The sequence below is a fragment of the Pseudomonas sp. YA1 genome (assembly GCF_058680555.1).
This window is the reverse complement of record NZ_JBZWBG010000003.1, coordinates 37,218-63,494: the sequence shown is the minus strand read 5'-3', so window position 1 is coordinate 63,494 and position 26,277 is coordinate 37,218. Positions and strand designations below refer to the sequence as shown.

Annotated in this window: 18 protein-coding genes; 5 read left to right on the top strand and 13 right to left on the bottom strand. The window is 67.0% G+C overall.

The features are described 5' to 3' along the window. The first annotated feature begins 253 nt into the window (after positions 1-253). Complete coding sequence (rmf, locus tag AC4OR5_RS04575; RefSeq protein ID WP_003103238.1) at positions 254-466, top strand: ribosome modulation factor; 213 nt, start codon at positions 254-256, stop codon at positions 464-466. An 87-nt stretch (positions 467-553) separates the two neighbouring features. On the opposite strand, the gene AC4OR5_RS04570 is transcribed toward rmf, so the two are convergent. Both AC4OR5_RS04570 and AC4OR5_RS04565 read right to left on the bottom strand, forming a co-directional pair. Continuing rightward, positions 554-1,582 carry a quinone-dependent dihydroorotate dehydrogenase gene (locus tag AC4OR5_RS04570; RefSeq protein WP_003138558.1) on the bottom strand — a complete coding sequence of 343 codons (1,029 nt, stop codon included), beginning with the start codon at positions 1,580-1,582 and terminating at the stop codon, positions 554-556. Positions 1,583-1,638: 56 nt separating this feature from the next. Next, positions 1,639-1,860, bottom strand: a complete 222-nt coding sequence (locus AC4OR5_RS04565; RefSeq protein ID WP_003103227.1) for a DUF2835 domain-containing protein — start codon at positions 1,858-1,860, stop codon at positions 1,639-1,641. 152 nt (positions 1,861-2,012) lie between these two features. Here AC4OR5_RS04565 and AC4OR5_RS04560 point away from each other — a divergent pair, with 152 nt between their 5' ends. From AC4OR5_RS04560 to AC4OR5_RS04550, 3 genes are all read left to right on the top strand, one after another. Next, positions 2,013-2,894, top strand: a complete 882-nt coding sequence (locus tag AC4OR5_RS04560; protein WP_003091277.1) for a DUF6685 family protein — start codon at positions 2,013-2,015, stop codon at positions 2,892-2,894. A gap of 71 nt (positions 2,895-2,965) precedes the next feature. After that, complete coding sequence (locus tag AC4OR5_RS04555; RefSeq protein WP_009876773.1) at positions 2,966-3,967, top strand: alpha/beta fold hydrolase; 1,002 nt, start codon at positions 2,966-2,968, stop codon at positions 3,965-3,967. Positions 3,968-4,134: 167 nt separating this feature from the next. Further along, on the top strand, positions 4,135-6,039 hold the full coding sequence (locus AC4OR5_RS04550; RefSeq protein WP_058160234.1) for a M14 family metallopeptidase: 1,905 nt from the start codon (positions 4,135-4,137) through the stop codon (positions 6,037-6,039). A 116-nt stretch (positions 6,040-6,155) separates the two neighbouring features. On the opposite strand, the gene AC4OR5_RS04545 is transcribed toward AC4OR5_RS04550, so the two are convergent. Beyond that, entirely contained in the window at positions 6,156-6,632 is a 477-nt protein-coding gene (locus AC4OR5_RS04545; protein ID WP_003130642.1) for a helix-turn-helix domain-containing protein, read from the bottom strand. 37 nt (positions 6,633-6,669) lie between these two features. Beyond that, entirely contained in the window at positions 6,670-7,146 is a 477-nt protein-coding gene (locus AC4OR5_RS04540; protein ID WP_023435267.1) for a helix-turn-helix domain-containing protein, read from the bottom strand. Between the two features lie 125 nt (positions 7,147-7,271). Here AC4OR5_RS04540 and AC4OR5_RS04535 point away from each other — a divergent pair, with 125 nt between their 5' ends. Further along, complete coding sequence (locus tag AC4OR5_RS04535) at positions 7,272-7,502, top strand: hypothetical protein (protein WP_003091282.1); 231 nt, start codon at positions 7,272-7,274, stop codon at positions 7,500-7,502. 40 nt (positions 7,503-7,542) lie between these two features. Here the strand turns inward: AC4OR5_RS04535 and pelG are convergent, their stop codons facing one another. From pelG to AC4OR5_RS04490, 9 genes are all read right to left on the bottom strand, one after another. After that, positions 7,543-8,913 (bottom strand): exopolysaccharide Pel transporter PelG, encoded by a 1,371-nt coding sequence (gene pelG / locus AC4OR5_RS04530; protein ID WP_003091283.1) that lies wholly within the window; start codon positions 8,911-8,913, stop codon positions 7,543-7,545. A gap of 1 nt (position 8,914) precedes the next feature. Next, the gene (gene pelF / locus AC4OR5_RS04525) at positions 8,915-10,438 is read right to left on the bottom strand and encodes a GT4 family glycosyltransferase PelF (RefSeq protein ID WP_023125604.1); all 1,524 of its coding nucleotides are present in this window, start codon (positions 10,436-10,438) and stop codon (positions 8,915-8,917) included. Continuing rightward, complete coding sequence (locus tag AC4OR5_RS04520) at positions 10,435-11,424, bottom strand: tetratricopeptide repeat protein (protein ID WP_023125603.1); 990 nt, start codon at positions 11,422-11,424, stop codon at positions 10,435-10,437. The genes pelF and AC4OR5_RS04520 overlap by 4 nt, the downstream gene beginning before the upstream one ends. Further along, positions 11,402-12,769, bottom strand: coding sequence for a pellicle/biofilm biosynthesis GGDEF protein PelD (gene pelD, locus AC4OR5_RS04515; RefSeq protein WP_058160235.1), 1,368 nt, complete (start codon positions 12,767-12,769; stop codon positions 11,402-11,404). Before pelD ends, AC4OR5_RS04520 begins: the two co-directional genes overlap by 23 nt. Before the next feature lie 5 nt (positions 12,770-12,774). Next, positions 12,775-13,293 carry a pellicle/biofilm biosynthesis outer membrane protein PelC gene (locus AC4OR5_RS04510; protein ID WP_003091288.1) on the bottom strand — a complete coding sequence of 173 codons (519 nt, stop codon included), beginning with the start codon at positions 13,291-13,293 and terminating at the stop codon, positions 12,775-12,777. A gap of 39 nt (positions 13,294-13,332) precedes the next feature. Continuing rightward, positions 13,333-16,914, bottom strand: coding sequence for a tetratricopeptide repeat protein (locus AC4OR5_RS04505; protein ID WP_058160236.1), 3,582 nt, complete (start codon positions 16,912-16,914; stop codon positions 13,333-13,335). Then, positions 16,892-19,738: a bifunctional glycoside hydrolase/polysaccharide deacetylase family protein gene (locus AC4OR5_RS04500; RefSeq protein WP_058160237.1), complete on the bottom strand. Its 2,847-nt coding sequence runs from the start codon at positions 19,736-19,738 to the stop codon at positions 16,892-16,894. Before AC4OR5_RS04500 ends, AC4OR5_RS04505 begins: the two co-directional genes overlap by 23 nt. A gap of 561 nt (positions 19,739-20,299) precedes the next feature. Next, positions 20,300-25,162 (bottom strand): NAD-glutamate dehydrogenase GdhB, encoded by a 4,863-nt coding sequence (gene gdhB, locus AC4OR5_RS04495; RefSeq protein WP_023099396.1) that lies wholly within the window; start codon positions 25,160-25,162, stop codon positions 20,300-20,302. Positions 25,163-25,434: 272 nt separating this feature from the next. After that, positions 25,435-26,205: a hypothetical protein gene (locus AC4OR5_RS04490; RefSeq protein WP_003116459.1), complete on the bottom strand. Its 771-nt coding sequence runs from the start codon at positions 26,203-26,205 to the stop codon at positions 25,435-25,437. Between the last annotated feature and the right edge of the window lie 72 nt (positions 26,206-26,277).

Below are 26,277 nucleotides of genomic sequence, written 5' to 3'. Positions count from 1 at the left end.
GCGGCGTTAGCGCCGGAAACCAGGCGTCATGAGCCTGCAACATATGGCCCTATCGACGAAAGCGTTAAGTCTTTATGACAAATCGGTCATTCACACGCCTGAACGCTTTGGTTAGAACTCCAGTTAATCCGCCACCGCAACGGTGTCGGGCGAGGGTCGTCACGCCGGCAACGACCCCTTTCGGCGAAAGCTTCGCCAGGCCTCCCCTGGGGGCCAACGGGACATAACAGTCAACAAGTGAGGGCAACACCCTATGAGAAGACTTAAGCGTGATCCGTTGGAAAGAGCCTTCTTGCGTGGTTATCAGAACGGCATAACCGGTAAATCTCGTGATCTTTGTCCGTTCACCCATCCTACGACGCGGCAGTCCTGGCTCAACGGCTGGCGCGAGGGCCGTGGCGACAACTGGGACGGCCTCACTGGCACGGCCGGCTTACAACGTCTCAATCAACTCCAGCACGTGTAAGCGACAACACGGATAGCACCGATTTCCCCAAGGCACGCCCCATCCGGGCGGCGGGCGCAAGCCCAAGGGCTCCGCAAGGAGCCCTTTTCAATTCCGCCGCGGCAATGCGGCGATGGCGTCCACCGCTTCGCGGATCAACGCCGGTCCCTTGTAGATGAAACCCGAATAGATCTGCACCAGGCTCGCCCCGGCGGCGATCTTCTCCGCCGCGTGCGCGCCCTCGGTGATACCGCCGGCGGCGATGATCGGCAGCCGTCCGCCCAGTTCGCCGGCCAGCACCTTCACCGTGTGCGTGCTCTTCTCCCGCACCGGCGCGCCGGACAGGCCACCCGCCTCGTCGCCATGCGGCAGGCCTTCCACGCCTTCGCGGCCGAGAGTGGTATTGGTCGCGATCACCGCGTCCATCCCCGCCTCGACCAGCGCCGCGGCGACCAGCGCGGTCTCTTCGTCGGTCATGTCCGGGGCGATCTTGATCGCCAGCGGTACCCGCCGGCCATGCCGCAGCGCCAGCGCTTCCTGGCGCTGGCGCAGTGCCTCCAGCAGTTGCTTGAGCGAATCGCCGAACTGCAGGCTGCGTAGGCCGGGCGTGTTCGGCGAGCTGACGTTGACGGTGACGTAGCTGGCGTCGGCGTAGACCTTGTCCAGGCAGATCAGGTAGTCGTCGACCGCGCGCTCCACCGGGGTATCGAAGTTCTTGCCGATGTTGATCCCCAGTACGCCGCGATACTTCGCCGCGCGCACCCGTGCCAGCAGGTGGTCGACGCCGTGGTTGTTGAAGCCCATGCGATTGATGATCGCGTTGGCTTGCGGCAGGCGGAACAGGCGCGGCTTGGGATTGCCCGGCTGCGGTCGCGGAGTGACGGTGCCGATCTCGATGAAGCCGAAACCGAGCTGGCCGAACCCGTCGATGGCGTCGCCGTTCTTGTCCAGGCCCGCGGCCAGCCCCACCGGATTGGGAAACTCCAGGCCTAGCACAGAGACCGGCAGGCTGGCCGGCTCGGGCGTCAGCAGGCGGTTCAGGCCCAGGCGACCGCCGGCCCCGATCAGGTCGATGGACAGTTCGTGGGAGGTTTCCGGGGACAGTTTGAACAGCAGCTGGCGGGCCAGGGTGTACATGGTCGGGTATCGGTCGGCAGAATGAAGGGTGCCGATTATAGCCGTCGAGCACCCGCTCAGGCGAGGCGTTGCAGCGCCAGCAGGCGGCCATCCTCGCTGAAATCGAGGCGGAACGTGCCATGCACGCCATCGTGGCCGATGAACGGACGCAGGTGATGGGCCGGCAGGTTCACCCGGCGACCGTCGCGGCTGCGCAGCAGGACCCGATTGGCCCTGCCGCCGTAGATGGCCTGCAGGCGTTCGCCGGACAGGGCGATATCCATGATGAGACTGGGCATGGAGCCCCCCGCTTGAATGAACCACGACAGCTTGCCACAAACCACGCGGTTGAATGTCACGCCCGAACCTGTGCTTCAATGGACGGACCGTCGCCGTCCCCTCCCGCCCCTTTCCGCGTCGGTCGCCGAGCCCGAGGAGCCCTCCGTCGATCATGAGTTCCAACTCGCGTAGCAACAGCACCTTCACCGGTCGCCTTTCCGCACTCGCCAACCGCCTGCGCCTGGGTGCCGCGCGAAGCGATGGCCGGGAGCTGCGCGAACGGGCGGCCGCCCTCGAGCTGCCGTTCCAGCCATTGCGACGGCCGGAGCCGAGCGTCTGGTGGCAGGCCGGACCGCCCCTGCACACCCTGGTCGATCTGCCGCGCGGCGCGCTGTCCGGCCCGGTCCAGGAAGACAAGGCGGAAGCCCACGCGGTCCTCAAGCGCCTGGTGCGGGTCAGTCACTCCACCCTGGAGTCGGTCGACCTGAAGACCATCGAAGGCGTATGCAGCCGCGAGATCCTCGTCCAGGCACCTTGCCCACGCCTGGAAGACCTGGCCACGGCCGAGGTCTGCCGGGGCGTACGGATCATCAGCTACAAGGATTTCGTCAAGGCCCTGAGCCTGGCCCTGCCGCGTTTCACCAACGGCGACAGCATCCGCCTGCGCCAGGCCGCCTGGCACGGCGAGCGCCTGTTCTGGGCGGGCGAACGTCAGGCCTGCGCCTTCGCCGCGGCGATCGTCTACGCCCGCCGCCGCGAACTGGAACTGAAGCTGCCGGCACACCTGGAACGCTACGAACTGGAGCCCGGCGCGCTGGACGAACTGGAACAGCGCTACCACATGCTGCGGATTCCGACCCAGGCCTGGTCCGAGCCGACCTTCATGAGCCTGCTGCTGGATACCGGCCTGCCCTATGCGCGACTCGCCCTGTTCACCCCGGAAACCCCGGAGTGCCTGTTGCTGCCCCGCAACGACGAACGCGCCGATGCCCTCGGCGAAGGTCTGCGGGCGGCTGGCGCGGCAGACGTGGTGAAGTATCTGAAGCAACTGTAGGCAACCGGCCAGGACTGGCCAGCTCGCGCCCTGACGTGCATCCTCCAGCAGACCCACACAGGAGCGATCGCATGTCCCTACCCCGCCTCAGTCTCTGTCTCGCCCTCGCCTGCGGGCCGGCGCTGGCCAGCCAGGAGCCGGTCTACGGCGAACGCCTGGAAGGCTTCGACTACGCCTATCCGGTGCATTATCTGGACTTCACCTCCCAGGGCCAGCCGCTGAGCATGGCCTACCTCGACGTCGCGCCGAAGAAAGCCAACGGCCGCACCATCCTGCTCATGCACGGCAAGAATTTCTGCGCCGGGACCTGGGAGCGCACCATCGACGTGCTCGCCGACGCCGGCTACCGGGTGATCGCCGTCGACCAGGTCGGCTTCTGCAAGTCGAGCAAGCCGGCCCATTACCAGTACAGCTTCCAGCAACTGGCAGCCAACACCCACGCCCTGCTGGAACGGCTCGGCGTCGCCCGGGCCAGCGTGATCGGCCATTCCATGGGCGGCATGCTCGCTACCCGCTACGCCCTGCTCTACCCGCGGCAGGTCGAACGACTGGTGCTGGTCAACCCCATCGGTCTGGAGGACTGGAAGGCCCTGGGCGTGCCCTGGCGCAGTATCGACGACTGGTACAGGCGCGACTTGCAGACCAGCGCCGAAGGCATTCGCCAATACCAGCAAGCCACCTACTACGCCGGCGAATGGCGCCCCGAGTTCGATCGCTGGGTACAGATGCAGGCCGGCATGTATCGCGGCAAGGGGCGCGAGTCGGTGGCCTGGAACTCGGCGCTGACCTACGACATGATCTTCACCCAGCCGGTGGTCTACGAACTGGACCGGTTGCAGATGCCGACCCTGCTGCTGATCGGCGAGAAAGACAACACCGCCATCGGCAAGGACGCCGCGCCGGCAGAACTGAAAGCCAGGCTGGGCAACTACGCGCAACTGGGCAAGGACGCCGCCCGACGGATTCCCCAGGCGACCCTGGTGGAATTCCCCGACCTTGGCCATACCCCGCAGATACAGGCTCCGGAACGCTTCCACCAGGCACTGCTGAAGGGTCTGCAAACCCAGCCCTGAACCATCCACCGGCGGCGCTCTCGCCATCGGCTTCGCCGCGCCTTGCCCGGCGTCAACACCGATGCCTGCCGCCGGCGTTTCACTGCACTGGCTGCGCGACGACGCGTGGCTCGCGTCGCGCAAGCCCACCCACGCCGCGGCCGTTCCCATCCACATGGAGGTTCATCGTGTTCCCTTGCCAACCCCGTTCGCTACTCGCCGGCGTCCTGCTGGCGAGCGCCCTGCCCGCTCACGCGGAGCTGCCCCACGCGCCCGCCTACATCGATGACAGCGCCTACCCGGCCGCGGCCCGCCAGCGCATCCTGCCACCGATGTTCGAGCAGAAGCTGGGCAGCCTGCGCTACCTCGCCAAGCCCGGCGACCCCTTGATCACCCAGGCCGAGAGCAGCGACTTCCAGCGCACCAGCGACTACCGCGAGACCCGCGCCTACCTGGAGAAACTGGTAGCTGCCTCCTCCGGCCGCATCGCCCTGCGCGAGTTGCCCGAGCGCAGCGCCGAGGGCCACCCGATGCTGCTGGTGACCGCCTCCACCGAGGCCGACAAGTCCGCCGCCGGCCTGAAGCGCTCCGCCAAGCCGACCTTGCTGGTGGAAGCCGAGATCCATCCCGGCGAGGCCAACGGCAAGGACGCCATGTTCATGCTGCTGCGCGACATGAGCGCTGCCGACCGCCCGCTCGCCGGGCTGCTGGAGAAGATCAACCTGCTGTTCATCCCGGTGGTCAACGTCGACGGCGACCTGCGCCGCAGCGCCTACGGGCGGATCAACCAGAACGGCCCGCGGGAGACCGGCTGGCGGGTGAACGGCCGCAATCTCAATCTCAACCGCGACTTCACCAAGCTCGACAGCGCGGAGATCCGCAACGTCGCCTGGGTGTTCAACCACTACGAACTGAGCTTCTTCGCCGACACCCACTCCACCGACGGCGCCATGTATCCCTACGACAGCTCCTACTGCCACAACGGCAACGGCTGGTCACCGGCGAGCAGCGCCTGGATGGACCAGGTCATGCGCAAGCCGGTGTACCAGGCGCTGGAAAGCCTCGGGCACATGGTCCATGAATGCCTCAGCCTGAACGACAATCAGGATCCGACCCAGGGCTACTACCCCTACCGCACCGACCTGGCGCGCTTCTCCAACCAGTACGGCGACATCCGCAACGTGCCGTCGATCCTCATCGAGCAACACGCCCTGCATCCGTACAAGACCCAGGTGCTGGGCAACTACGTGATGCTCAAGGCGATGTTCGAGGTGATCGGCGAGCAGGCCGCCAGCCTGCGCCAGGCCATCGCCAGCGACCGCGAGCGCCTGCTGCGGCAGAAGGAGGTGATCCTCACCTGGAAGCCGGGCGAGGCCGCCGAGACGCCGTTCGTGGTCGGCGACTACCGCTACGAGCAATCGCCGGTCACCGGGGCCCGCACCATCGTCTGGAGCAACCGGCCGAAGACGCTGAAACTGCCGGTGACCGACAACGGCGTACCCGACCTGGTGGTGCCGCGTCCCCAGCGTTTCATCGTCCCGGCGCAGTGGCACGAGGTGATCGCCCGGATCAAGGCCCACGGCATCCGCTACACCACCCTGGAGCGTCCGACCGAAATCGCCGTGACCCTGTACCGCATGGACGACATCAAGCTCGCCGATGGCTTCGAACCGGATCGCGTGCAAGGCAACCGGATTCCGGGCTACGAAGGTCGCCTGCTGGTCAGCGGCACGCCGAAGCCGTTCCAGCGCTTGCAGACCTTCCCGGCCGGCTCGCTGTTGATCGACACCGCCCAGCCGCTGGGCGTCCTGGCCATCGACCTGCTGCAACCGCAGAGTCCGGATTCCTTCTGGTCCTGGGGCTTCTTCAATTCCACCCTGGTGGCCGCCGAGGAGCCGGAGGAATACGTGATGGAGCCGATGGCGCGCAAGATGCTGGCGGAAGACCCGGCGCTGAAGGCCGCCTTCGATAAACGCCTGCGCGAGGACAAGGCCTTCGCCGCCGATCCGCAGGCGCGCCTGCAATGGTTCTACCAGCGCACGCCGTTCTACGACGTGAACGCCTTCGTCTATCCGGTAGGAGTGGTGTTCTGAGGCCCACCTGGGGCTGACGGCGGACAACGCTGCGCGTTATCCGCCCTACCGCTGGGCTTCGGGAGCCCCGTTCCCTCTCCCGCTTGCGGGAGAGGGCTGGGGAGAGGGAGCCGGTCTCAGGTACCGTCGGTGGGTGTGGGCAGGTTGCTTCTCGGCTTGCGCTTGCGCCTGGGTTTCAGTGGTTTTTCGGGTGGCGGCGACAGTTCCCGCTTGCGCAGCTTCTTGAGGATTTCCCGATGCTTCTCGCGCCAGGCCGGCACGTCGAGGCCGTGGAGTTCGAGCAGCTCGGGGTTGCGCTCCACCAGATAGACCGCCGCTTCCTGGGCGGCCTCGGCGATCTTCCAGGCGATCGACTGCGGTTCGATGCTGCCTTCATAGGCGATCCAGTCGCTGAACTCCGGAAAGGTCCCGCAGACCTTCTCGAAATCCTCGTCGTGCATGCGCTGCCGGCCACTCTCGATGTTCTCAAGGCGTTTGGGATCCATGCCGACCACCTCGGAAAACTGCGGTCGGTTCAACCCCGTCAGCCCGCGCAACCCGAACAGGCGCTCGCCGGCGCGAAACAGGCAGCGCTTCCTCACTACATAGACCATGTACAGATACTTCCCTTCGTTTCTGGCGCGATGCGCCTCAGTCGCCCTTGCCGCTCGCGGGCGTTTTCCTCTTCCGCTGGCGCCTGGGTTCCAGCGGCTCTTCCAGGGGCGCCGGCTCCGCCTCCGGCGCCTGTTCCGCCGCCAGCAGCGCCTCGCGTATCTCACGGTGGCGTTCGCGCCAGGCCTGCATGTCGATGCCGTGCCGCTCCAGCAGCACCGGGTTGCGCTCCACCAGGTAGACCGCGGCCGCCTGTGCCGAGTCGGCGACCTTCCAGGCGATCGACTGCGGCTCGATGCTGCCTTCATAGGCGATCCAGTCGCTGAACTCCGGGAAGGTTCCGCAGACCTTCTCGAAGTCCTCGTCGTGCATGCGCTGCAGTTCGTTCTCGATGTTCTCCAGGCGCTTGGCCGTCATTCCCACCAACTCGGCGAACTGCGGACGGCTCAAGCCCATCAGCTCGCGCAGGGCGCGCAAGCGCTTGCCAGCAGTGAACAAACGTCGATTCTTTACCATGTGTAGTCCGCGTCTGATGGTTCCCTATGCATATTGATTCACTAACTGTTAGTAGATCAATATGAATCCAAGCCCTCTAGACCGAGGGTTCCCCTCCAACATCGGACCATGGTGCAGGACGCCTGATGAAAGTGGAAGAACTCCCCCAAGAGGGTTTCGCCGAGTGCCCCCGCTATATAACCCTGATGCGTTTCGCCTTCCTGACCGGCCTCAGCGACCGGCCGGACCTGCTCTACGCCTGGATAGAGAGCGGCGACCTGCCGATGCGAACCTTCGGTACGCAACGCCTGGTGGATATGCAGAAGCTGCAAAAACGCATCGAGGAAGCAAAAAAAGGAGCCGATTCAACTGGGTGAATCGGCCCTTTCTGAAAGACCCTGCCGCCGGCGAAACCCCTCAGCGATTGAGCATGAAGGTCTCGTACTCCAGGTCGTCCAGCGCGGTGGTCAGGCGGTACAGCCCGACCAGCACGCAGACCAGCAGCGACAGGGTGAAGCCGTAGCCGAAGAAGCTCGGCCCGAGCAGCAGGCTGACGAAGGTCAGGGCGCCGTTGACGATCACGAACAGCACGCAGAGTTCGAGGACGATGCGGCGCTTGTCCAGGTAGAAGAAGACGTTGAGCAAGGCCATGAACACTACCTGGATGCTCACCCCGATCAGGTCGATGTAGAACAGCGGCAGGTAGTAGCGGGAAATTCCCAGCCAGCCGAGCAGTTGCGGCGCCAGCAGGAACAGCAGGACCACCGCCAGCCCCTGCACCTTGCAGATTTCCAGCAGGCCCTGGCGGATGGCGAGGATCATCTGCTCCTTGAGCAGGCCGATGTGCTGCAGGGTCTCGCCGCCGCGGATCGCCTCGTAGACCCGCTCGTACCACTCGGCGAAGTCGGTCTCGATGCGCACCAGGAACACCGCCATGCCGGGAATGATCGACAGGTAGGCGAGGAAGATCGGCAGGTCGTAGAGGATCGAGGCGCGCAGCGGGCCGATCACCAGGTCCGAGGTGGATGGGTTGAACCAGAAGATGAACTTGTCGATCCAGATCCCCAGGTTGTAGCAGAGGCCGGTCAGCAGCAGGCTGACGAAGACCTGCCGGCGGTCGAGGAAGTCGAAGGCCACCATGCGCCTGGCCGGGTACTCGCGGAGGATGTCGTAGAGGAAGACGAACAGCAGGCTGGCGTGGCCGATCAGCAATGCCAGCAGCAGGCCGTCCATCTGCATGAAGCGCAGCAGGTAGGCACAGGCGACCATCAGCGCGTAGCCGATGAACATCACCAGCAGGATGCGTTTGTAGGCCTTCATTCCCGACAGGAAGATGATCACCAGCCACAGGTTGCAGAGCACCACGAAGTTGGCCATCACCAGCAGGCGGTAGGCGAACGGCTCATCGAACAGGGTCGCCAGCAATATCGCCGAGAGCAGGCCCGCCGCCAACGTCACCAGCAACAGCACGCCCACCAGGTTGGGCAGGATCGCCTCGTGCTTGCGCTCGAACAGGCGATCGGAAATGAAGCGGGTGAAGAACAGTTGCAGTCCCCCGGTGAAGATCAGCGACAGCGCCATCAGGTAGGTCACCGTGATCAGGAACTGCCGGACCAGCACGTCCGGCACCACCACGCCGAGGCTCAGCACGCCGATCAGCATCACGCTGACGATCGACAGCACCCAGGGACCGGAGCTGATCAGCCCGGCGTAGAGATAGGCGCGCAGGGTCGCCGTATAGGAATCGCGGGAAAGGATCTTCCGCAGTTCGAAGCCGATGCCGGCCATGTCATGCAATCTCCGTGGCTTCGCGGTACAGCCCGCGGTAACGTCCGAGCATCAGCGCCTCGGTGTAGTAGCGTTCGACCCGTTGCAGGCCGACCGCCTGGGCCGCCTGCCAGCGCTGCGGATTGCGCAGCAGGGCGAGGATCGCCCGCGAAGTGGCCTGCGGGTCGGCGATCGCCACCACCTCCCCGGCGCGGCCCAGGGCGCGATCTTCGGCGTCGGCGCCTTCGATCAGTTCGCGGCAGGAGCCGACGTCGCTGCTCACCACCGGGGCGCCGGCAGCCCAGGCCTCGAGGATCACCAGCGGCTGCGCTTCGCTGATCGAGGTGAGGACCATCAGGCCGAGTTGCGGCAGGACCTCGCCGATCCGACGAAAACCGAGGAACTTCACCTTGTCCTGCAGGCCGAGGCTGGCCACCAGGCTGCGGCATTCGCTGGCATAGTCCGGGTCTTCCTCCTCCGGACCGACGATCCAGCCCTCCGCCTCCGGCATCGCGCTGACCACCCCGCGCATGGCGCGGATGAAGGTCTTCACGTCCTTGATCGGCACTACCCGGCCGACCAGCCCGACCACCGGCGGAATCCCCGGCGGCCGCCGTTCGAGGGCGCCGGCCCAGGCATCGAGGTCGATGCCGTTGGGGATCACCCGGGTGCGCCGTGGCTCGGCGCCATCGAGTACCTGGCGCTGGCGGTTGCCTTCGTAGAGGGCGACGATCGGATTGGCGGCGCGATAGGTGAGCAGGCCGACACGCTCGAAGAAGCGGATCCACAAGCGACGGATGTAGCTGACCTCGGCATCCAGTCCGGTACTCAACTGCTCGTCGGGGTTCTCCGCGATCCAACTGGCCTGGGCCAGGTCGATCTTGCGCTCCTTGGTGTAGATGCCGTGCTCGCTGAGCAGGTAGCGGCAGCCCCAGCGACGTTGCAGGATGCAGCCCAGCAGGCCGGCGTAGCCGGTGGAGATCGAGTGCAGCATGCGCGCCCGCGGCATCCGCCGGGCCGCCTCGGCGAGCATGAACACCGGCGCCTGCATCGAGCGTAGGGTCCAGAAGTAATTGACGAAGGACGGATCGGTGCAATAGCGCTCGTAGCCTGCGGTGATCGCCTCCCAACTGGCCTTGCTGTGGAGAAAGTCCTCGCGGCCGATGCGGCCCTCGGCGAGCAGGTCGAGCAGCGCGTCGCCCTCCTCCACGTCCGGCGTCTCCGGGTAGTGGAAGAAACGGTGCAGGTCGCGCAACGCCTTTTCGGTCTCGCTACTGCCCTGTCGCGTCTGCGGGTTCGGCGAACTCCAGGCGGTTTCCAGGAAGTGTTCCTCGATGTGCAGCACATTGTCCGGGATCGGGTAGTGGCGCTTGCCGTAGGCATCCTTCTGGCCGCCGATGAAGAACACCGAGAAGGTCAGGTCGGGGAGACCGAGGATCAACTGGTTGACCCAGCTGGAGACGCCGCCGCGGACATAGGGCCAGGTGCCCTCCAGCAGCAGGCAGACATCGGCGATGGGCGCTGTCGGAGCGGTGTGTTCAGTCATGTCCAGTATCTCGCCAGGGCCGCGAAGGGCGGCCGTTGCAGCATGTCGTCGGGCATTCCGGCGAGAAGCCGGGGGATGTCCCGGTAGCGCCGCTGGAAGAACGCCACCTCGGCGCGGAACGGCGCCAGCTGGGCGCTATCGATTCCCGCCTCCTCGGCGGCCTGGAGGGCGTGCCCGGCATCCTCCAGGCGGCCTTGTTCGAGGGCGATGCGCCCGGCCAGCAGATGCAGCTCGGCCGAGGGTCCGCCGCGCAGCGCCTGCTCGGTATGTTCGCGCGCCTGTTCGAGGATGTGCTCCAGTACGCTGCCCTGGGCCAACCCCAGGTAGGCCAGTTCCCAATACCAGCGCGCCAGGGTCCCGTGCAGCGCGCCGCGTCGCGCCGGCGTGGCGCCGGCGAGGCGGCCGAGGGCGGCCTCGATGCGCTGGTTGATCCGGCTTTCCTTCTGGTCGAGCATCGAGTAGGCCAGCAGGCGGACGTCGTCGGCAGGGTCGCGCAGGGCCAGCTTGAGGATCGGGATCGCCTCCTTGCCGGGCATCCGCCGGGTGGCGAAGATCGCCGTGAGCCGCTGGTTCGGGTCCGGCGCATGGCGCAGGACGTCCTGCAGGCCGCCGTCGCTGAACATCATGTCGAGGCGCTTTTCCTTCGGCCGGAACGGCAGCTCGGGGACGCCCATCGCCTGCCAGGCCTGCTCGCCACGCTGGCGCGGCAGGTACAGCGCCGGGAATACCGCCGCGGCGACGCCGACCGCCCCGATCAGCGGCACGAAGAAGGCCAGGCTGAAGAGGAACAGCGGGCTCCACGGCAGCGGGAACTTGTAGCGCCGCGGCAGCAGCAGCCATACGCCGACGCACAGCAGGGCGCTGCCCAGGCCGTGGGCGAACAGGTAGAGCGCCAGCGCCTGGCCGATCGGCAGGTCGGCGAAGACGCTCGCCCAACTGCTCAGCTCGAACAGGAAGGCGCCGCTAAACAGCCACTTGCTGATCATTCAGGCCGCACTCGTTGAAAAGGAAATGTCCCAGCGCCTGCCGATCGTTGCCGGCGTCCAGTTCGTACTGGCGGATGCGCACGCCCAGCGACTCCAGCTCGCGGGCCTGGCCGAAGCGTTCGGCGAAGAGAATCTTCAGGCGCTGCAGATACCCCTGGGAGCCTTCGGCGGAAGTCAGCGGCAACAACACCAGCAGGACCCGCCGGCCCTCGTCGTTGCGCAGTCGCAACTGCACGTCGAGGCCACGCTGGCTGCCTTCCAGCAGACGCTGGACCTCTTCGCCGTAGCGCGCATCGGTCAGCTCGAAGGCATACAGGCAGGCCGGCAACCCATGGTCGCGGGCGTCCAGCAGGGAGCGCTTGAGGTACTGGGAGAAGCGCTGGGCGTCGATGTCGGCCAGTTGCAGCGCGCGACGGTCGCTCTGCAACAAGTCGGCGACGTGCCCGGCGAGGATCGCCAGCAGGCTGAAGGTGCGTTCGTTGAAGACGAAGAACGGCATCTGCTCCACCGCCAGCAGGGCGAGGATCCGCCCATCGGTGTCGACCAGCGGCACGCACACCTGCAGCGCGCTGTGCGCACGCTGCTCGCCGCGCTCCAGCAGTTCCTGGCGCACGCTGACCAGTTCGCCGCGCTCCAGGCAGGTGCGCACCAGCAGGTCGTCGGCGTCCAGCGCCGGCATCTCGCCGAGCGACGCCAAGGATTGCGGCTCCGGGGTGCGGTCGTGGCGCACCCGGTAGAGTCCGGCGATGCGCAGCGAACCGTACTGGGCCAGCAGCGCCAGCACGGTTTCCGCCAGCGCCTCGAGCGGTGCCTCATCGCCCGGCAGCTCGCGCAGCAGTTGTCGCAGACCGAGCAGCGAACTGCGCAGGCTCTGGTCGTTGCCGGCGACCCGCTGTTCCAGGCGATCGTGGGAGATGCGCAGGATGTGATGGGCGCGGGTGAATTCGTCGAGGCGCAACTGGCGGTACTCGTTCGCCAGCTCCAGGCGCTCCAGGCGGCGTTCCCAGATGTCGCGGAACTCGCCCACCAACATGGCGCAGAGCAGCATGCCGACGATGAAGGCCGCCGGTACCTGGGCATAGGCCTCTACGCCCTGGGCGCGGAACGCGAATAGCGCCGCCACCAGCAGCGCCGCGCTGGCCAGGCCGCGGACGAAGCCGTAGCGCATGCCCAGCAACAGGGGCGCGAGGATCACCCAGGGAAAGGTGGCGTTGACCTGCAGCGGGTCGTCCGGGCTGAACCACCAGCCCAGGCCCAGCGCGAGCGCGCTGATGACCAGCGTCTCGACCCAGGAGACACTGCCGCTGGCGCGCGGTGCGAGGGTGAAATCCTTGTGCGCGGACATCGCCGTCACTCGAGCCGCAGGTCGCCGACCAGCTCGCGCAGGACTTTCTGCGCGGCGCCCGCCAGGCTTTCCCGGGACCAGCCGGCGCGCGCCCCGCTGGTGCTCCAGAGCACCCGCCCGGAGGCCGGCTCCAGCACCTGCAGGCTGACGCCCACCGCCGGCTCGCCGTCCAGGCCGTTCTTGTACTGCCACTCCTCGACGCTGCCGGTGACCACGTAGGCCAGCTTCTGCTGGCGTGCCCAGTCCAGCGCGCGCTGCTGGCGCTCGCGGTCGTCGACCAGTTGCAGGTCGCCTTGCGGCTGCGCCGGGTACAGGCGCGGCCGCACGCCCTCCTCGGCCAGCACGCTGAGCAGGATCTGCTCGGCACGCTCGCCGGCCTGCGGCGCCTGGGAATAATTGAGCAGCGGCACCAGGCCCCACTGCGCGCCGCGCGCCAGCGGCGTAGCGCTTTCGCTGGTGAAGCTGGAACAGCCCGCCATGAACAGGGCGACGGCCGCGAGAGCCAGGCAGCGGATGGATTGCATGTTGTGTTCCTCCTGTTGAATTCCGTATCCGGGCCGCGTTCAGCGGCCGAAGCGCGTGCTGTAGGTCACCCCGAGCGTGCCGCCGGCATCGCCGCCGCCGCCCTGGGGAGCCGACTGGTAGCCGAAGGTGAACGCCAGTTCGTCATCGCCCAGCAGCTCCATGCCGATGCCGAGATCGATGCCGTAGTTGAACTCCTTCTCTGTCCACTGCCAGCCGGCCAGGGTGTCGACGATCCAGGTGTATTGCGGACGGCTGCGGTTCAGCGCGCCAGGGAAGCCACGGCGCCAGGTGCTGCCGAGGTAGACCTGGCCATAGCGGTCCTGCAGCAGGTCCTGGCTGCGCGCGCCATCGAGCGCCAGCGCACCGCCATGGGCCGCCAGCAGGTCGTCCGGCACGCGGTTCTCCAGGCGATTGCGCTGGTAGTCGATGCCGCCGCGCAGTTGCCAGGCCGGGCCATCGAAGAACAGTGTGTGGGCCCACTCCAAGGACAGCGCCTCGCCGTTGCCGAGGTCGTCGCCCTGGCGGGTGGAGAAGCGGTTGTGCGCCAGCGACCAGCTCAACTGGTCGCGCCCGCTGAGGGTGTGGCGGCCGCCGAGTTTCACGCTGTCGCGCATGCCGAGGGCGCGCATCAGGCCGGTCTCGTCGGTCTCGCGGTGCCAGTCGAGGCCCGCTTCCAGTTCGTCGCGCGCACTCAGCCGCCAGTTGCGCAGCAGGCCCAGGCCGTGGCGGTCCTCGTCGTCGCGCCAACTGCCATCGAGCGTCGCCGCGGCGAAGCCATCGGCCAGTTCGCGCCGCAACGTCAGCCTGGCGTTGCGTTCGCTACCGAGGAGCGAACTATCCAGCGCATCACCGTGATAGCGGCCACTGCCCAGTTCGAGATCGGCGTACCAGTCGTCGCCGAGGTGGCGCGCCGCGCGCAGCGTCGGTCCCTTGAAGTCGAGACCGCCGAAGTCGCGCTTGTTCCAACCCAGTTGCAGGCCCTGGGGCGTGCGTTCGAGGATTTCCGCCGCCTGCCGCCGCAACTGCTCGCGGTTGTCGCGCGAGTGGCCATCGCCCAGTGCGCCCAGGGCCTCGCCCAGCGCTTCGCCGCCATGGCCGAGACGCACCAGCGCCTCGACCCGCTGCGCCGGATCCAGCTCGCCGCGCTCCAGCAGGCGTTGCTGGGCGGCGCGATTCTGGCTGCGCAGGGCGGCCTGGATCTCTTCGTTGCGCCCGATCTTCAGGCCCCGGCCGCGCGCCCAGGCCAGCCAGTCATCCTTCAGCGGCTCCTGGTTGGTGGCGGCGAGCTGGTCGAGGAACTGCTCGAACCACAGCTGCAGCATCGCCGGCTCGCCATTCCAGGCCCGCCGCGCCTCGCCCTGGGCGAGCAGCGGCCCCTGGGCCACGGCGAGCAGGCGCAGGTAGGCGGCGAAGCTGTCCGGGGTGGCCCTGACCGCCTCGCGGTCGAGCCGCCGGAGCAGTTGCCGGCGCAGGCGCAGGGCCTTGTCCTGGTAGCCGCTGGCATCCAGCGCGTCGGCGTAGGCGGCCTGCACCAGCCAGTCGTTGGGATTGGACTTGAGGTACAGGCGGAACCAGGCCAGCGCCTGATCGTTACGCTCGAGCAGCAGGCTGGCGCTGGCGAACGGCAGCCACAGCGTGCTGTCCCGCAGCGCCAGGCCATGCCACTGCGCCAACAGGGGCGCCAGGCTGTCGCGACGGCCACGGTCGATGTAAAACCAGAGCAGGCGTTCGCGCACCAGGTTCTCGCCGGGGAAACGCACCAGGGCTTCCCGGTACAGGCGCTCGGCGACGTCGCCATGGCCTTCCTGTTCCGCCAACCGCGCCCTGGCCACCCAGTAATAGGGGCTGCCCTGCGCTTCCGGCAGGCCTTCGGCCTCGGCCAGCAGGCTCTTCAGGGCCGGCCAGTCGTGGAGGTTCTCCGCCAGTTGCAGGGCGCTGGCCAGGCGCCGCGGATCGCGGCTGCGCTGCCAACTGCCGATAAGCACCTGCAAGGCCTGCTGCGGATTGCTGTCCCGGTACAGGGCGATCAACTGGTCCTCGTCGCTGCTGTTCAGGCGGATGTCCAGGGCCAGCATGCGCTCGTAGGCGGCGCGGGCATCGTCGTCCTGCTCCAGGGCCCAGGCCAGCGCCGCGCGCAGGCGCCAGAACTCCGGCTCGCGGATCGCGCGGGTATCCACGCCGGCGAGGACCTTCCAGGCCTGGCGCGGATCGAACAGGTTCCAGTGGGTTTCCGCCCACTGCATGCGTTCCTTGACGCTCAGCGGGAAATGCCGGGCCATCCGCGCCCAGACCCCGGTCTCTTCCTGCAACTGCTGGGTGTGTTCGAGGATCTGTTGCAAGCGCTGCCAGGCCAGGCGCTGTTTCGGATAACCCTGCACGTAGCCGCGCAGCCATGCCTCGCCCTCTTCCGGCGTGCCGCGGGTTTCATGGCTGTAGACCAGCGCATCGAGTTCCTCGTCGGTCATCTGTCGCTGCGCGCCGATGGGCGCCAGCAGCTCGATGGCGCTGTCGAAATCGAACATCTGCAGCGACAGGCGCCAGGCATGCTCGCGCAGGGCCGGGTCATCGGCGCCGGCCAGCAGTTGCTTCCACAAACCCAGGGCCTGCGGGCCGTTGCCGGTCCATTCGCCAAGGCGCGCGAGATCGGCCAGCAGCGTCCTGTCCTGCGGGCGCAGGGCCAGCAGCTCCTGGCCGACCTCCCAGGCCCGCTCGATCCGCCCGGCGGCCATGTTCAGGCGCAGGTCGGCGGCCAGCGCCTCATGGTCCTCGGGGCGCAATTCGCGCCAGCGCCGGATGAAGCGTTCGGCCAGGTCGTAGCGCTGGCTGCCTTCGGCGGCGCGTACGCCCTCGGCGAGCCAGGCCAGGGTCGATTCATCCTCCGGCAAGGCGTCCAGCCGCTCGTCCAGCAACAACGCCGCCTGCTCGCCGCGCTCGCCAGCGAGCAGGCTGGCGAAGGCCTGGCGCAGATAGGCCAGGCGCTTCGCCGGCTCGGTTTGCGCTTCGGCCAGTTGCCGCTGGATGTCCGCCGCCGGCAGCGGCTCGCCGGAAGCCAGGTACCAGCGCGCCGCCTCGTCCAGCCAGCGCTGCCGGCCCTGCGGGTCGCGGCCGGCCAGTTCGGCAAAGGTCCGCGCCGCCAGGTCCGGCGCGTCCAGGGCCAGGGCATGACGGGCAAGTCGTTCGAGCATGGCGTCGTTCAACGAAACATGCTCGATCTTGCGCAGGCGCTCCAGCAATCGGCGCGTCTGCTCCTCATCCATGCCCTCGGGCCTGGCCAGGGCGCCAAGGATGTCCAGTTCCACCTCGTAGAACGGCGTTGCCAGGCGGTCCTTGCCGCGCAGACGGGCGAGGTGATGACGCGCCTGCTCGAAGTCGCCGAGCTTGACCAGCAGGTCGATCAGGGTCAGGCGCAGCGCGTCGTTCTCCGGGTGCGCCTGCAACAGCAGTTCGGCGTAGTTCACCGAGACCGCGTCGGGCTCGCCATCGCCGCTGGGCATGAATACTTCTTCGCTGTTGAAGGTCAGCCACAGCACCAGCGCCACCCCGAGAGCGACCGGCAGCAGGGCCCAGGGATTCAGCAGGCGCGCCTTGGGATGCTTGTCAGCGGCAGGCGAGTTGGCCATCGCGCACCTGCTCCATCGGCAACTCGAACGTCCACAGGCCGTTGCCGGCCTTTCCCGGGAAGGCCTTGCCGGCCGCGCTCAGCCGGCAATCGCCCGCCGCGCGCACCACCAGGCGCAACGGCAGGTGCCCGGCGAAGGCGAACTCGACGCGGCCATCGTCGCGGTAGCGCCAGTGCTTCAGCGGCAGGTTGGCCTCCTCCAGCGCCGGCCGCGGATCGCGGCTGTCGCGCAGGACCAGGCGCGCATTCGCCGCACTCAGGTGTACATAGCGCCCCTGGGGCAGGTCGCGCACGCCCGCGACTCCCGTGGAGCGAGCGAGGTCCGGCCAACCCAGCGCCGGGTCCAGGCGCAGGGTGCGCAGGGCGGCGAAGCCACGCAGTTGCCAACTGCCATCGGCACGCTTGGCCAGGCTGGCGCGATGCAGGCCTTCCAGGCGCGGGATGTAGTCGCTCATCCACAGCGACAACGGATGCTCCGCCTGCATCGCCGCGTAGATCTGGTGCATGGTGCGGATCGAGGCCTGCTTGGTCCCCGAATAGAAGTGGTAGTACAGGTGCAGGCCGCGCAGGCGGCGCGGGCTGTCGGTCAGGGCGAAGGTATCGATGACGCCGCGGAAGCCGTAGTACGGCCCCTGCCAGAGATTGGTGTAGACGTTCTCGTTGATGATCGGCGCGTAGTACTGCACGCCGCCGCGGGTGGGCCGGATCAGCGGGTAGAGTCCGGTCAGCGAGGGAAAGGCCCGGGTCAGCGCGGTATTGCCGCCGTTGACGTTCATCAGCCCGGCGTCGTAGGCGAGCTTGATGGTGGCGGCGTCGGGCAGCGCGTCGCCGGACCAGAAGATCATCTTCACCGGCTTCCGCGGGGTGGTCAGGCGCTGCTCGATGTAGTCGCGGGCCCCGATCACCTCGCGTACGAAGTCGACCTTGTCGTAGCCCGGGATGGCCATCTTGTAGCCATACTGGGCCTCGAAGTTCTCGCCCTGCTCGGCCAGTTGCGGCTGCCAGAAGAACGGATGGCTGAAGGTATGGCTGGCGACCTCGACCTTGTCGTCGGCGAAGATGCGCCGGGCGATCGGCTCCAGCTCCCTGGCCAGGTGCGGGTACATGCCCTTCGGCCCGACCTCGCCTTCGATCACCGAGACCGAGGTGAGGAACGGATAGGGCTTGATGAAGTCCTCCAGCACCTGCTGGCCGGCATAGGGACTGCCGGGCACCTCGGCACGGGAGACGAAGCCGTCGCCATCGATGTGCACGGTGGCGATGCGCCGGCCATTCTCGGTGGTCGCGTCGGGACTCGGCAGCGGCGCAAGGCGCAAGGCCTTGCGCAGGAAAGCGAACGGATCGAGGATCCAGCGCCGGTGCTCGCTACCCTCCTCCAGCACATAGGGAGCCAGGGCGAAGCCGCCCCAGTCGGCGGTCGCCACCGGCACGTACTCCTTGCCGTCGCCCTTGAGCTTGAGCGCCGGGGCCACCCGCGCCGGGTCGAGTACGGTGAGCGCCGGCAGGTCGCGGATCCGGATCACCAGCGGCGCCTCGAAGGCGCCCAGCAGCGCCTGGTCGTGGGTCTCGGTGCTCGGCTTGACCTTGAGCTTCTGCGACAGCCGGCGAATCCCCAGGCGCTGCAACAGGCCGTCGTTCTCGGTGGGCAGGCCGGCGAGGAACGCCACCGGCACCTTTTCGTCGAGACGCGCAGCGATCCAGTTGTCGAAGGCGTCGCTGGCCAGCGGCGGTCCACTGGTCATCCAGGTGACTACCCCGGCGTAGAGACCGCTCAGCGGACGTTCGGGCAGCGGCTGGTCGGTGGGCAGGTAGTCGACCCGATAACCGAGGTATTCGAGCAGGCCGCCGAGGTAGACGTGGCCGGGGCTCAGGGTCAGGTCGCCCTCGCGCGGATCGTAGAGCAGCGCGATGCGCCGCGGTTGCACCTCGACGTCGCTCACCCCCAGGTAGTCCAGCGCCGGGGTGCTGACGAACGGCACGTAGCCTTCGCTACGCAGGCGCGCAGCGAGCGCGCGCGCCTCGTCGCGCCGCTCCGGCGGCAGGTAGTCGATGGCGACGATGGGCATGCCCTGGGCGCGCAGGGCATCCAGGTGGCCCTTCAGCCAATCGCGATCGTCCTGGGGCACCTCGCGGTATTGCCCGGCAGCGGCGTCCCAACCGGCATGGATCGACTCCACGGCCACCGCCGACGCGACGCCGGGCAACTCCGGCAGCACTTCGAAACCGCGATTGAAAAACAGCTTGAGGCCCGGCTCCTGGCGATGCAGCTGGGCGAGGAAACTGGCCAGCGCCCGGCGCTGGCCCTCGCGGCGCTCCTCGGCCTGTAGCTGGAAGCTGTCCAGGGTATCGAGGAACAGGCCGGCGTAGCCCTGTTTGCGCAGCTCCGCGGCGCGCTTGAGCAGGTGCGCCCGCCAGCTCGGCGCGGCGAGGTCCATTACCTGGCTGTTCCAGGCTTCGTTGCGGACCGCGCTCTTGCCCCGGGCCAGGCCGCTGTCGGCGATGGCGGCGGCGTCGCCGTCGAACTCGCCGACCGACAGATAGGCGAAGGGCGTGCTGCCCTGCTCTTTCAAATACCCGACATCGGCCGGCTTGAGGTGCGCCGCTTCGAGCACCACCCAGTCGAACTGGGAAAGCTCGGCCAGCGGCGGCCGCTCGGCGTACCAGAACGCCACGCTGGACGGCCCGCCGGCAGCCCCTGCGGCAGCGCCGGCACAAAGCGCCAGCGCCAGGCCGGCAAGCCAGGCGAGCGGGCGTTCGATGGGTCGAAGGGTGTTACGGCGGGACGGCAGACGCAGCACGGCGATTCCTTTCTTGCTGAACCGCATGCCCAGCCTACGCGGCAGGGTCGATACCGACCGAAGCGGCAGGTCGGGAGCATGGATGCGGTTTCCGATGGCAACGTCGAATCCCTGACAGTGCGGGCACGGCCAAAGCAGCCGCAGGCGATTAACGTCAATCTAATGACTAAATATGCTAATTGCTAATTTTTTAAGCGGAAACTGTCAATTTTTAGACACACCCATGGCGACATAGTGTCCTTTTGCCTGCTCTTGCCTCCCGCGTGACCGCCGCGACGTCATCGGAAAACTCACCGGGCGGGGAAGGAAGTACGGGCTGCCGGGGGTTTATGCGATCGACAGGATCCCGGCCAAGGCATACGAAGCGGAGAAGTCATAGATCCATATGAACCTATTAATAGAGTTTCTAATAACTAAATATTTATTAAATCTGTGAGTCAGGTTGTCCTTTCCAGGCTAACGCCGGGCGCCGGACATTTGTCGCCGCGCAGCGCCTCAGCCACCGCAAACACCGCAGGTTTTCGCCGCGCCAGAATGAAAGAGCCCCGCACTCAGGCGGGGCTCTTGCTTGCCGTCAGGCCGCTCGCATCAGGGGATGCAGACACCGTGCTGGCTGCTCTGCGCCAGGTCCATCAGCTCGCGGTTGGCCACGGCGTACATGGCGTAGTCGGTACCCGACGCGGCACGCAGTTCGACCAGCATCGCCCGCCAGCGCTCGACCAGCGGCAGGTGCTGTTCCAGCCACAGGCCGACGCGCGCCTCGACCTCCTTCGGTCCGTCCTGCATCTGCAACACCGAGACGGTGATCGCCCGCTGCTGCCAGTCGAGGTCGTCGCGGAACGCCTCGCGGGCCAGCGCCTGCCAGTTGTTCTCCACCGGCAGGTTGGTGATCTGCTGCAGGTACCACGTCAGGTCCAGCGCACTGCCCACGGCGAAATAGGCCTTGGCCACTTCCGCGGTGTCCTGGCCGGTCACGTCGGACGCCTCGATGATCGGCAGCAGCGTATACAGGTGGCTGGTGCCGGCCACCATGCGTGCCAGCAGTTCCGGCACGCCGGCGTCGACGTAGGTCTGGTAGCGCGCCTGCCACAGCTCGCGGGTCGGCCCTTCGAGCAGCTCGTTGAGCTTCAGGCCGAGGGCGGCAATGCGCGGGCCGAAGTGGGCCACGTCGCGCGCCGCGTCCAGCTCGTTGCGGCGGCTGCGGAGGAACCAGCGGGTGGCGCGGCGACCGAGACGCATCAGTTCGTCCATCAGGGTCAGCTGGATATCAGCGGGCACCTGGTAGTCGAGGTTCTCGATCTGGCGGAACCAGTGCGGCAGGTGGAACACGTCGCGAACGATCACGTAGGCCCCGGCGACGTTGGCCGCGCTCATGCCGGTGGACTCCTTCAGGCGCTGCACGAAGGTGATGCCCATGTGGTTGACCAGGTCGTTGGCGATCTGCGTGCTGACGATCTCGCGCTTCAGGCGATGACGGCGCATGGCGTCGCCGAACTTCTCCGCCAGCAATGCCGGGAAGGCGGTCTCCATGTCGCGGGTCAGGTAGTCGTCGTCCGGCACCAGCGATTTCAGCAGCGATTCCTTGAGGTCGATCTTGCTGTAGGAGATCAGCACCGACAGCTCGGCGCGGGTCAGCCCCTGGCCGGCACTGATGCGTTCCGCCAGCTCCTCGTCGGAAGGCAGGAACTCCAGGGCGCGATCGAGCTTGCCACGCGCCTCGAGGTCGCCCATCAGCCGCTTGTACTCGGCGATCCGCTCGCGGGCGCGGCGTTGCGCCAGGGACAGCGCCTGGGTCTGCTTGTAGTTGTTGCCCAGCACCAGGGCGCCGACCGCGTCGGTCATCTTCACCAGCAGCGCGTTGCGCTGCTTCTCGGTCATGTCGCCGGCCTGCACCACTTCGTTGAGCAGGATCTTGATGTTGACCTCATGGTCGGAGCAGTCCACGCCACCGGCGTTGTCGATGAAGTCGGTGTTGTTGGCACCGCCGTGCAGGCCGAACTCGACCCGCGCCAGTTGGGTCATGCCCAGGTTGCCGCCCTCGCCCACCACCTTCGCGCGCAGCTCGCGGCCGTCGACGCGCAGACCGTCGTTGGCCTTGTCGCCGACATCGGCGTGGGTTTCCTTGCTCGACTTCACGTAGGTGCCGATACCGCCGTTCCAGAGCAGGTCGACCGGCGCCTTGAGCAGCGCGTGGATCAGCTCGGTGGGCGCCAGCCTGTCGGCCTGGATGTCGAAGCGCGCCTGCATTTCCGGGGTGATGGCGATGCTCTTGGCGCTGCGCAGGAAGATCCCGCCGCCGGCGGAGATCAGCTTGGCGTCGTAGTCGGCCCAGCTCGAACGCGGCAGGTTGAACAGGCGCTGGCGCTCGACGAAGCTGCTGGCGGCGTCCGGGTTCGGGTCGATGAAGATATGCATGTGGTTGAAGGCGGCCACCAGTTGCAGCTTGTCCGACATCAGCAGGCCGTTGCCGAACACGTCGCCGGCCATGTCGCCGATGCCGATGACGCTGATGTTGTCCTTCTGCACGTCGATGCCGCGCTCGCGGAAATGCCGCTGCACGCTGACCCAGGCGCCCTTGGCGGTAATCCCCATGCCCTTGTGGTCGTAGCCGGCGGAGCCGCCCGAGGCGAAGGCGTCGCCGAGCCAGAAACCGTACTCGGCGGCGATGCCGTTGGCGATGTCGGAGAAGGTCGCTGTGCCCTTGTCCGCGGCGACCACCAGGTAGGGATCGTCCTCGTCGTGGCGGACCACGTTGGCCGGCGGCACCACTTCGCCTTCCTTGAGGTTGTCGGTGATATCGAGCAGGCCGGAAATGAAGATCCGGTAGCAGGCGATCGCCTCGGCCTGGATCTCGTCGCGGCTACCGCCAAGCGGCAGGCGGCGCGGGACGAAGCCGCCCTTGGCGCCGACCGGCACGATCACCGCGTTCTTCACCTGCTGGGCCTTGACCAGGCCGAGCACCTCGGTGCGGAAGTCCTCCTCGCGGTCCGACCAGCGCAAGCCGCCGCGTGCCACCTTGCCGCCGCGCAGGTGCACGCCCTCGACGCGCGGCGAATAGACGAAGATCTCGTACTTGGGCACCGGCCTGGGCAGCTCCGGGATGGCCTTCGGGTTGAACTTGAAGCTGAAGTAGCTCTTGTTCTGGCCGTTGCCGTCGGGCTGGTAGAAGTTGGTCCGCAGGGTCGCCTTGATCAGGTCGAGGTAGCGCCGCAGGATGCGGTCCTCGTTGAGCACCTGGACTTCGTCGAGGGCGCCGAGGATCGCCTGCTCCAGCTTCTGTTGCTTGTCTTCCAGGTCTTCCGCGGTGAGTTTGCGCGCCAGGTAGAAGCGGGTCTTGAACAGCCGCACCAGCTCGCGGGCGATGTCGGTGTGGGCATTCAGCGCGCTGGCGATGTAGCCGAGGTCGAAGCCCAGGCGGATCTGCTTCAGGTAACGCGCGTAGGCACGCAGCAGGGCGACGTCGCGCCACGGCAGGTTGGCGGTCAGCACCAGGCGGTTGAAGGCGTCGTTCTCGGCGTCACCGCTGACGATGTGGACGAAGGCGTCCTGGAGGATCTCGTTGAGCTGCTGGATGTCCACGTCCAGCCCTTCGGCGTAGGTGAAGGCGAAGTCGTGGATCCAGTATTCGCGGCCGTTCTGGTGGCGCAGGCGGTAGGGGAATTCGCCGAGCACGCGCAGGCCGAGGTTCTCCAGGATCGGCAGGACGTCGGACAGAGCCAGCGGGGTGTCGGCGTGGTACAGCTTGCAGTGCAGTTGCTGCTCGCCCTGCGCCAGCGGCTGGTAGAAGCTCATCACCAGCGGGCGCTGCTCGGACAGGCTGAGCAGGTGCTGCAGGTCGACCACCGCGAAGTGCGGGGCGAAGCGCTCGCGATAGCCGGCCGGGAAGCCTTTCGGGAAGTCGGCCAGGACGTTGGTGCCCTTGGCCTCGCCGAGGTTTTCCACCACCAGGCTGCTGTAGTCGTCCTGCCAGGAACGGCAGGCCTGGATCACTTCTTCCTCCAGGCGCGCCGGGTCGATGTCGATGCGCGACTTCGGGTCGACGCGGAGGATGAACTGCACGCGGGCCAGCACCGACTCGGAGAAGAAGGTCCAGAACTCGCAGTCGCTGGCTTGCAGGCGCTCCATCAGGACCTGCTGGATCTTCAGGCGCGTCTCGGTGGAATACACGTCGCGCGGCACGTAGGCCAGGCAGTAGCAGAAGCGGCCGTAGGGGTCCTTGCGCAGGAACACGCGGATCTTGTTGCGCTCCTGGATGCGGACGATCGCCAGGGCGGTGCTGAACAGCTCGTCCACCGGGGTCTGGAACAGGTCGTCGCGCGGCAGCACTTCCAGCACCTGGGCGAGTTCCTTGCCGAGGTGTGCCTTGGTGTCGAAACCGGAGCGCCGCATCACTTCGGCGACCTTGCCGCGGATGAAGGGAATGTCGTTGACGCTCTCGTTGTACACCGAGGAGGTGAACAGGCCCATGAAGCGGCACTCGCGGATCACCCGGCCCTTGCCGTCCAGCTCGCGGATCGACACGTAGTCCGGGTAGGCCGGGCGGTGCACACGGCTCGGATGGGCGGCCTTGGCGAAGGACAGCAGGACCGGTTCGCGCAGGTAGGCGACGGCATAGTCCTCGATGTGCAGGTCATCCTTGCTCAGGCCGGCGCGCAGCAGACGGGTCAGGCCGAGGAAGGATTTCTCGTCGTAGACCATGCGCCCGCCGTCGGCCTCGTCGGCGACGGTGAATTCCTCGTAGCCGAGGAAGGTGAAGTGGTTGTCCAGCAGCCATTCGAGATAGCTGCGCACTTCCTTCAGCTCCTCCGCCAGCACCTTCAGCTTGGCCTTGCCGAGCCAGGCCAGCAGTTCGAGGGCCTTAGCCTTCATCGGCTCGAAGTCGGCGACGGTCACGCGCACTTCGCCGAGCACCTCCAGGAGGGCCTTCTCCAGCGCCCGCAGTTCGCCGGCGTGGGCACAGCGGTCGATCTCCAGGTACATCAGCGATTCCTGGCTGACGTCCTTGCCCTGGGTGCCCTTGGGCAGGATTTCCTTCAGCTCGCCCTTGGCCGAGCGGCGCACGCTGAGGACGTTGGTCTGCAGGGTATGGATGCTGTAGCCGCGGCGGTTCAGTTCCATGCGCACCGAGTCGACCAGGAACGGCAGGTCCGGGTGCAGCACCTCCACCGCGGTGTGGGTGGACTGCCAGCCGTGCTTCTCGTAGTCGGGGTTGTATACGCGGACTTCGGGCTGGTCGCGGTCGAAGCGCTCCAGCAGGCGCCAGGCGGAAAGGGTGCAACCGACCAGGTCGGAAAGCCGACGCTGGGTCAGTTCATCGAGGGAGATCAGGCTGAAGAACTGTTCGGCGAACAGCGTGACTTGTGGTAACGCCTTGTCGCCGAGGTGCTGCGCCAGTGCCGTCTGCAGTTGATGCTGGAAATCGGCTTTGCTGGCCGCGGTGAAGAACGCCATGGTTGTACTCCGCTTGGCTTGTTATTTCATGGAGGCGAGCGGTTCGCGGGAAAGGTCGCGAGCAACGCACCTTCGGACCGACCCTCGCTGCGTCCATGAAGTTCAGCAGAAGCTGAGCATTAATCCAGGCAGGCAGGCGCACAGCAAAGGCTGACCGGGAACCGCCCTTTTCGGCGAGCGACCCGCCGGTCATATCCGACAGAGCTTAACGAGCCGGCAAGGCAAAACACTTACCGTGCTGCGACATATTCGTTCACCCCGGGAGCATCGGCTCACTGCACCGGCAGGAAATGCATGAACAGCAGTCCCTGGGCGTAGTTCACGCTGATCCGCCGGTAGCGTTCGCCGAGCACCTCGGCGAGCAGGTCCAGGCGCGCGACGATCTTGGCGAACTCGCGGGCGTAGCTGAGGTTGCTGGCGTCGTCGGTGAGGGCGTTGGAAAGCAGCAACGGGGCACCCTTGTCGTCCTTGCGGGTAGCCAGCATCCAGGTGGCGACCTCGACGTTGCGCGCGGCGTTGTAGACGTACTGCGCGTCGATCCCCTGGTAGACGTAGAACTCGGTACGCCCGCCATGGGCGGTGATCAGCATGCTGGCCAGGGAATAGATGAAGGCGCCGACGCGGTCGCCCCTGAACGCCGGATCGAGGGAATAGGACAGCGCGGCGATGTCGCGGCGGCCGCCCAGGTCGCTGAGTTCGCGGTTCTGCTCGATGGCCCGGCGGATCGCCAGCTCGGCGTCGGCCTGGCTCGGCAGGCCGGTCTTCTTCCATTCGGCGGGATTGCGCTTGTACAGTTTCCAGAGCAACTGGTAGAGGCTTTGCAGGTTGTCGCGCATGGCCAGGGTGGCCATGCGATCGGCATCGGTCTGGAGGAATTCGCCGGCGCGCATCGAACCCTGGCTGGTGTCCTCGCCGGCGGCGTTGCGCGGCGCGTTCGAACATCCGCTGGCGAGCGCGCCGAGCAGCAACAGCAGCCCGCCGACCCAGCGCCGCCACCCACGCCGGGCGCGGCCCTCCCCCTTGCGCCGGGCAAGCCCCGGCAATGTCGCTCCTGACAAACGCTCTGTCCATTCGCTGTTCGCATCGCGGAAACCGACCCGCCTGAGCCGGCGAAG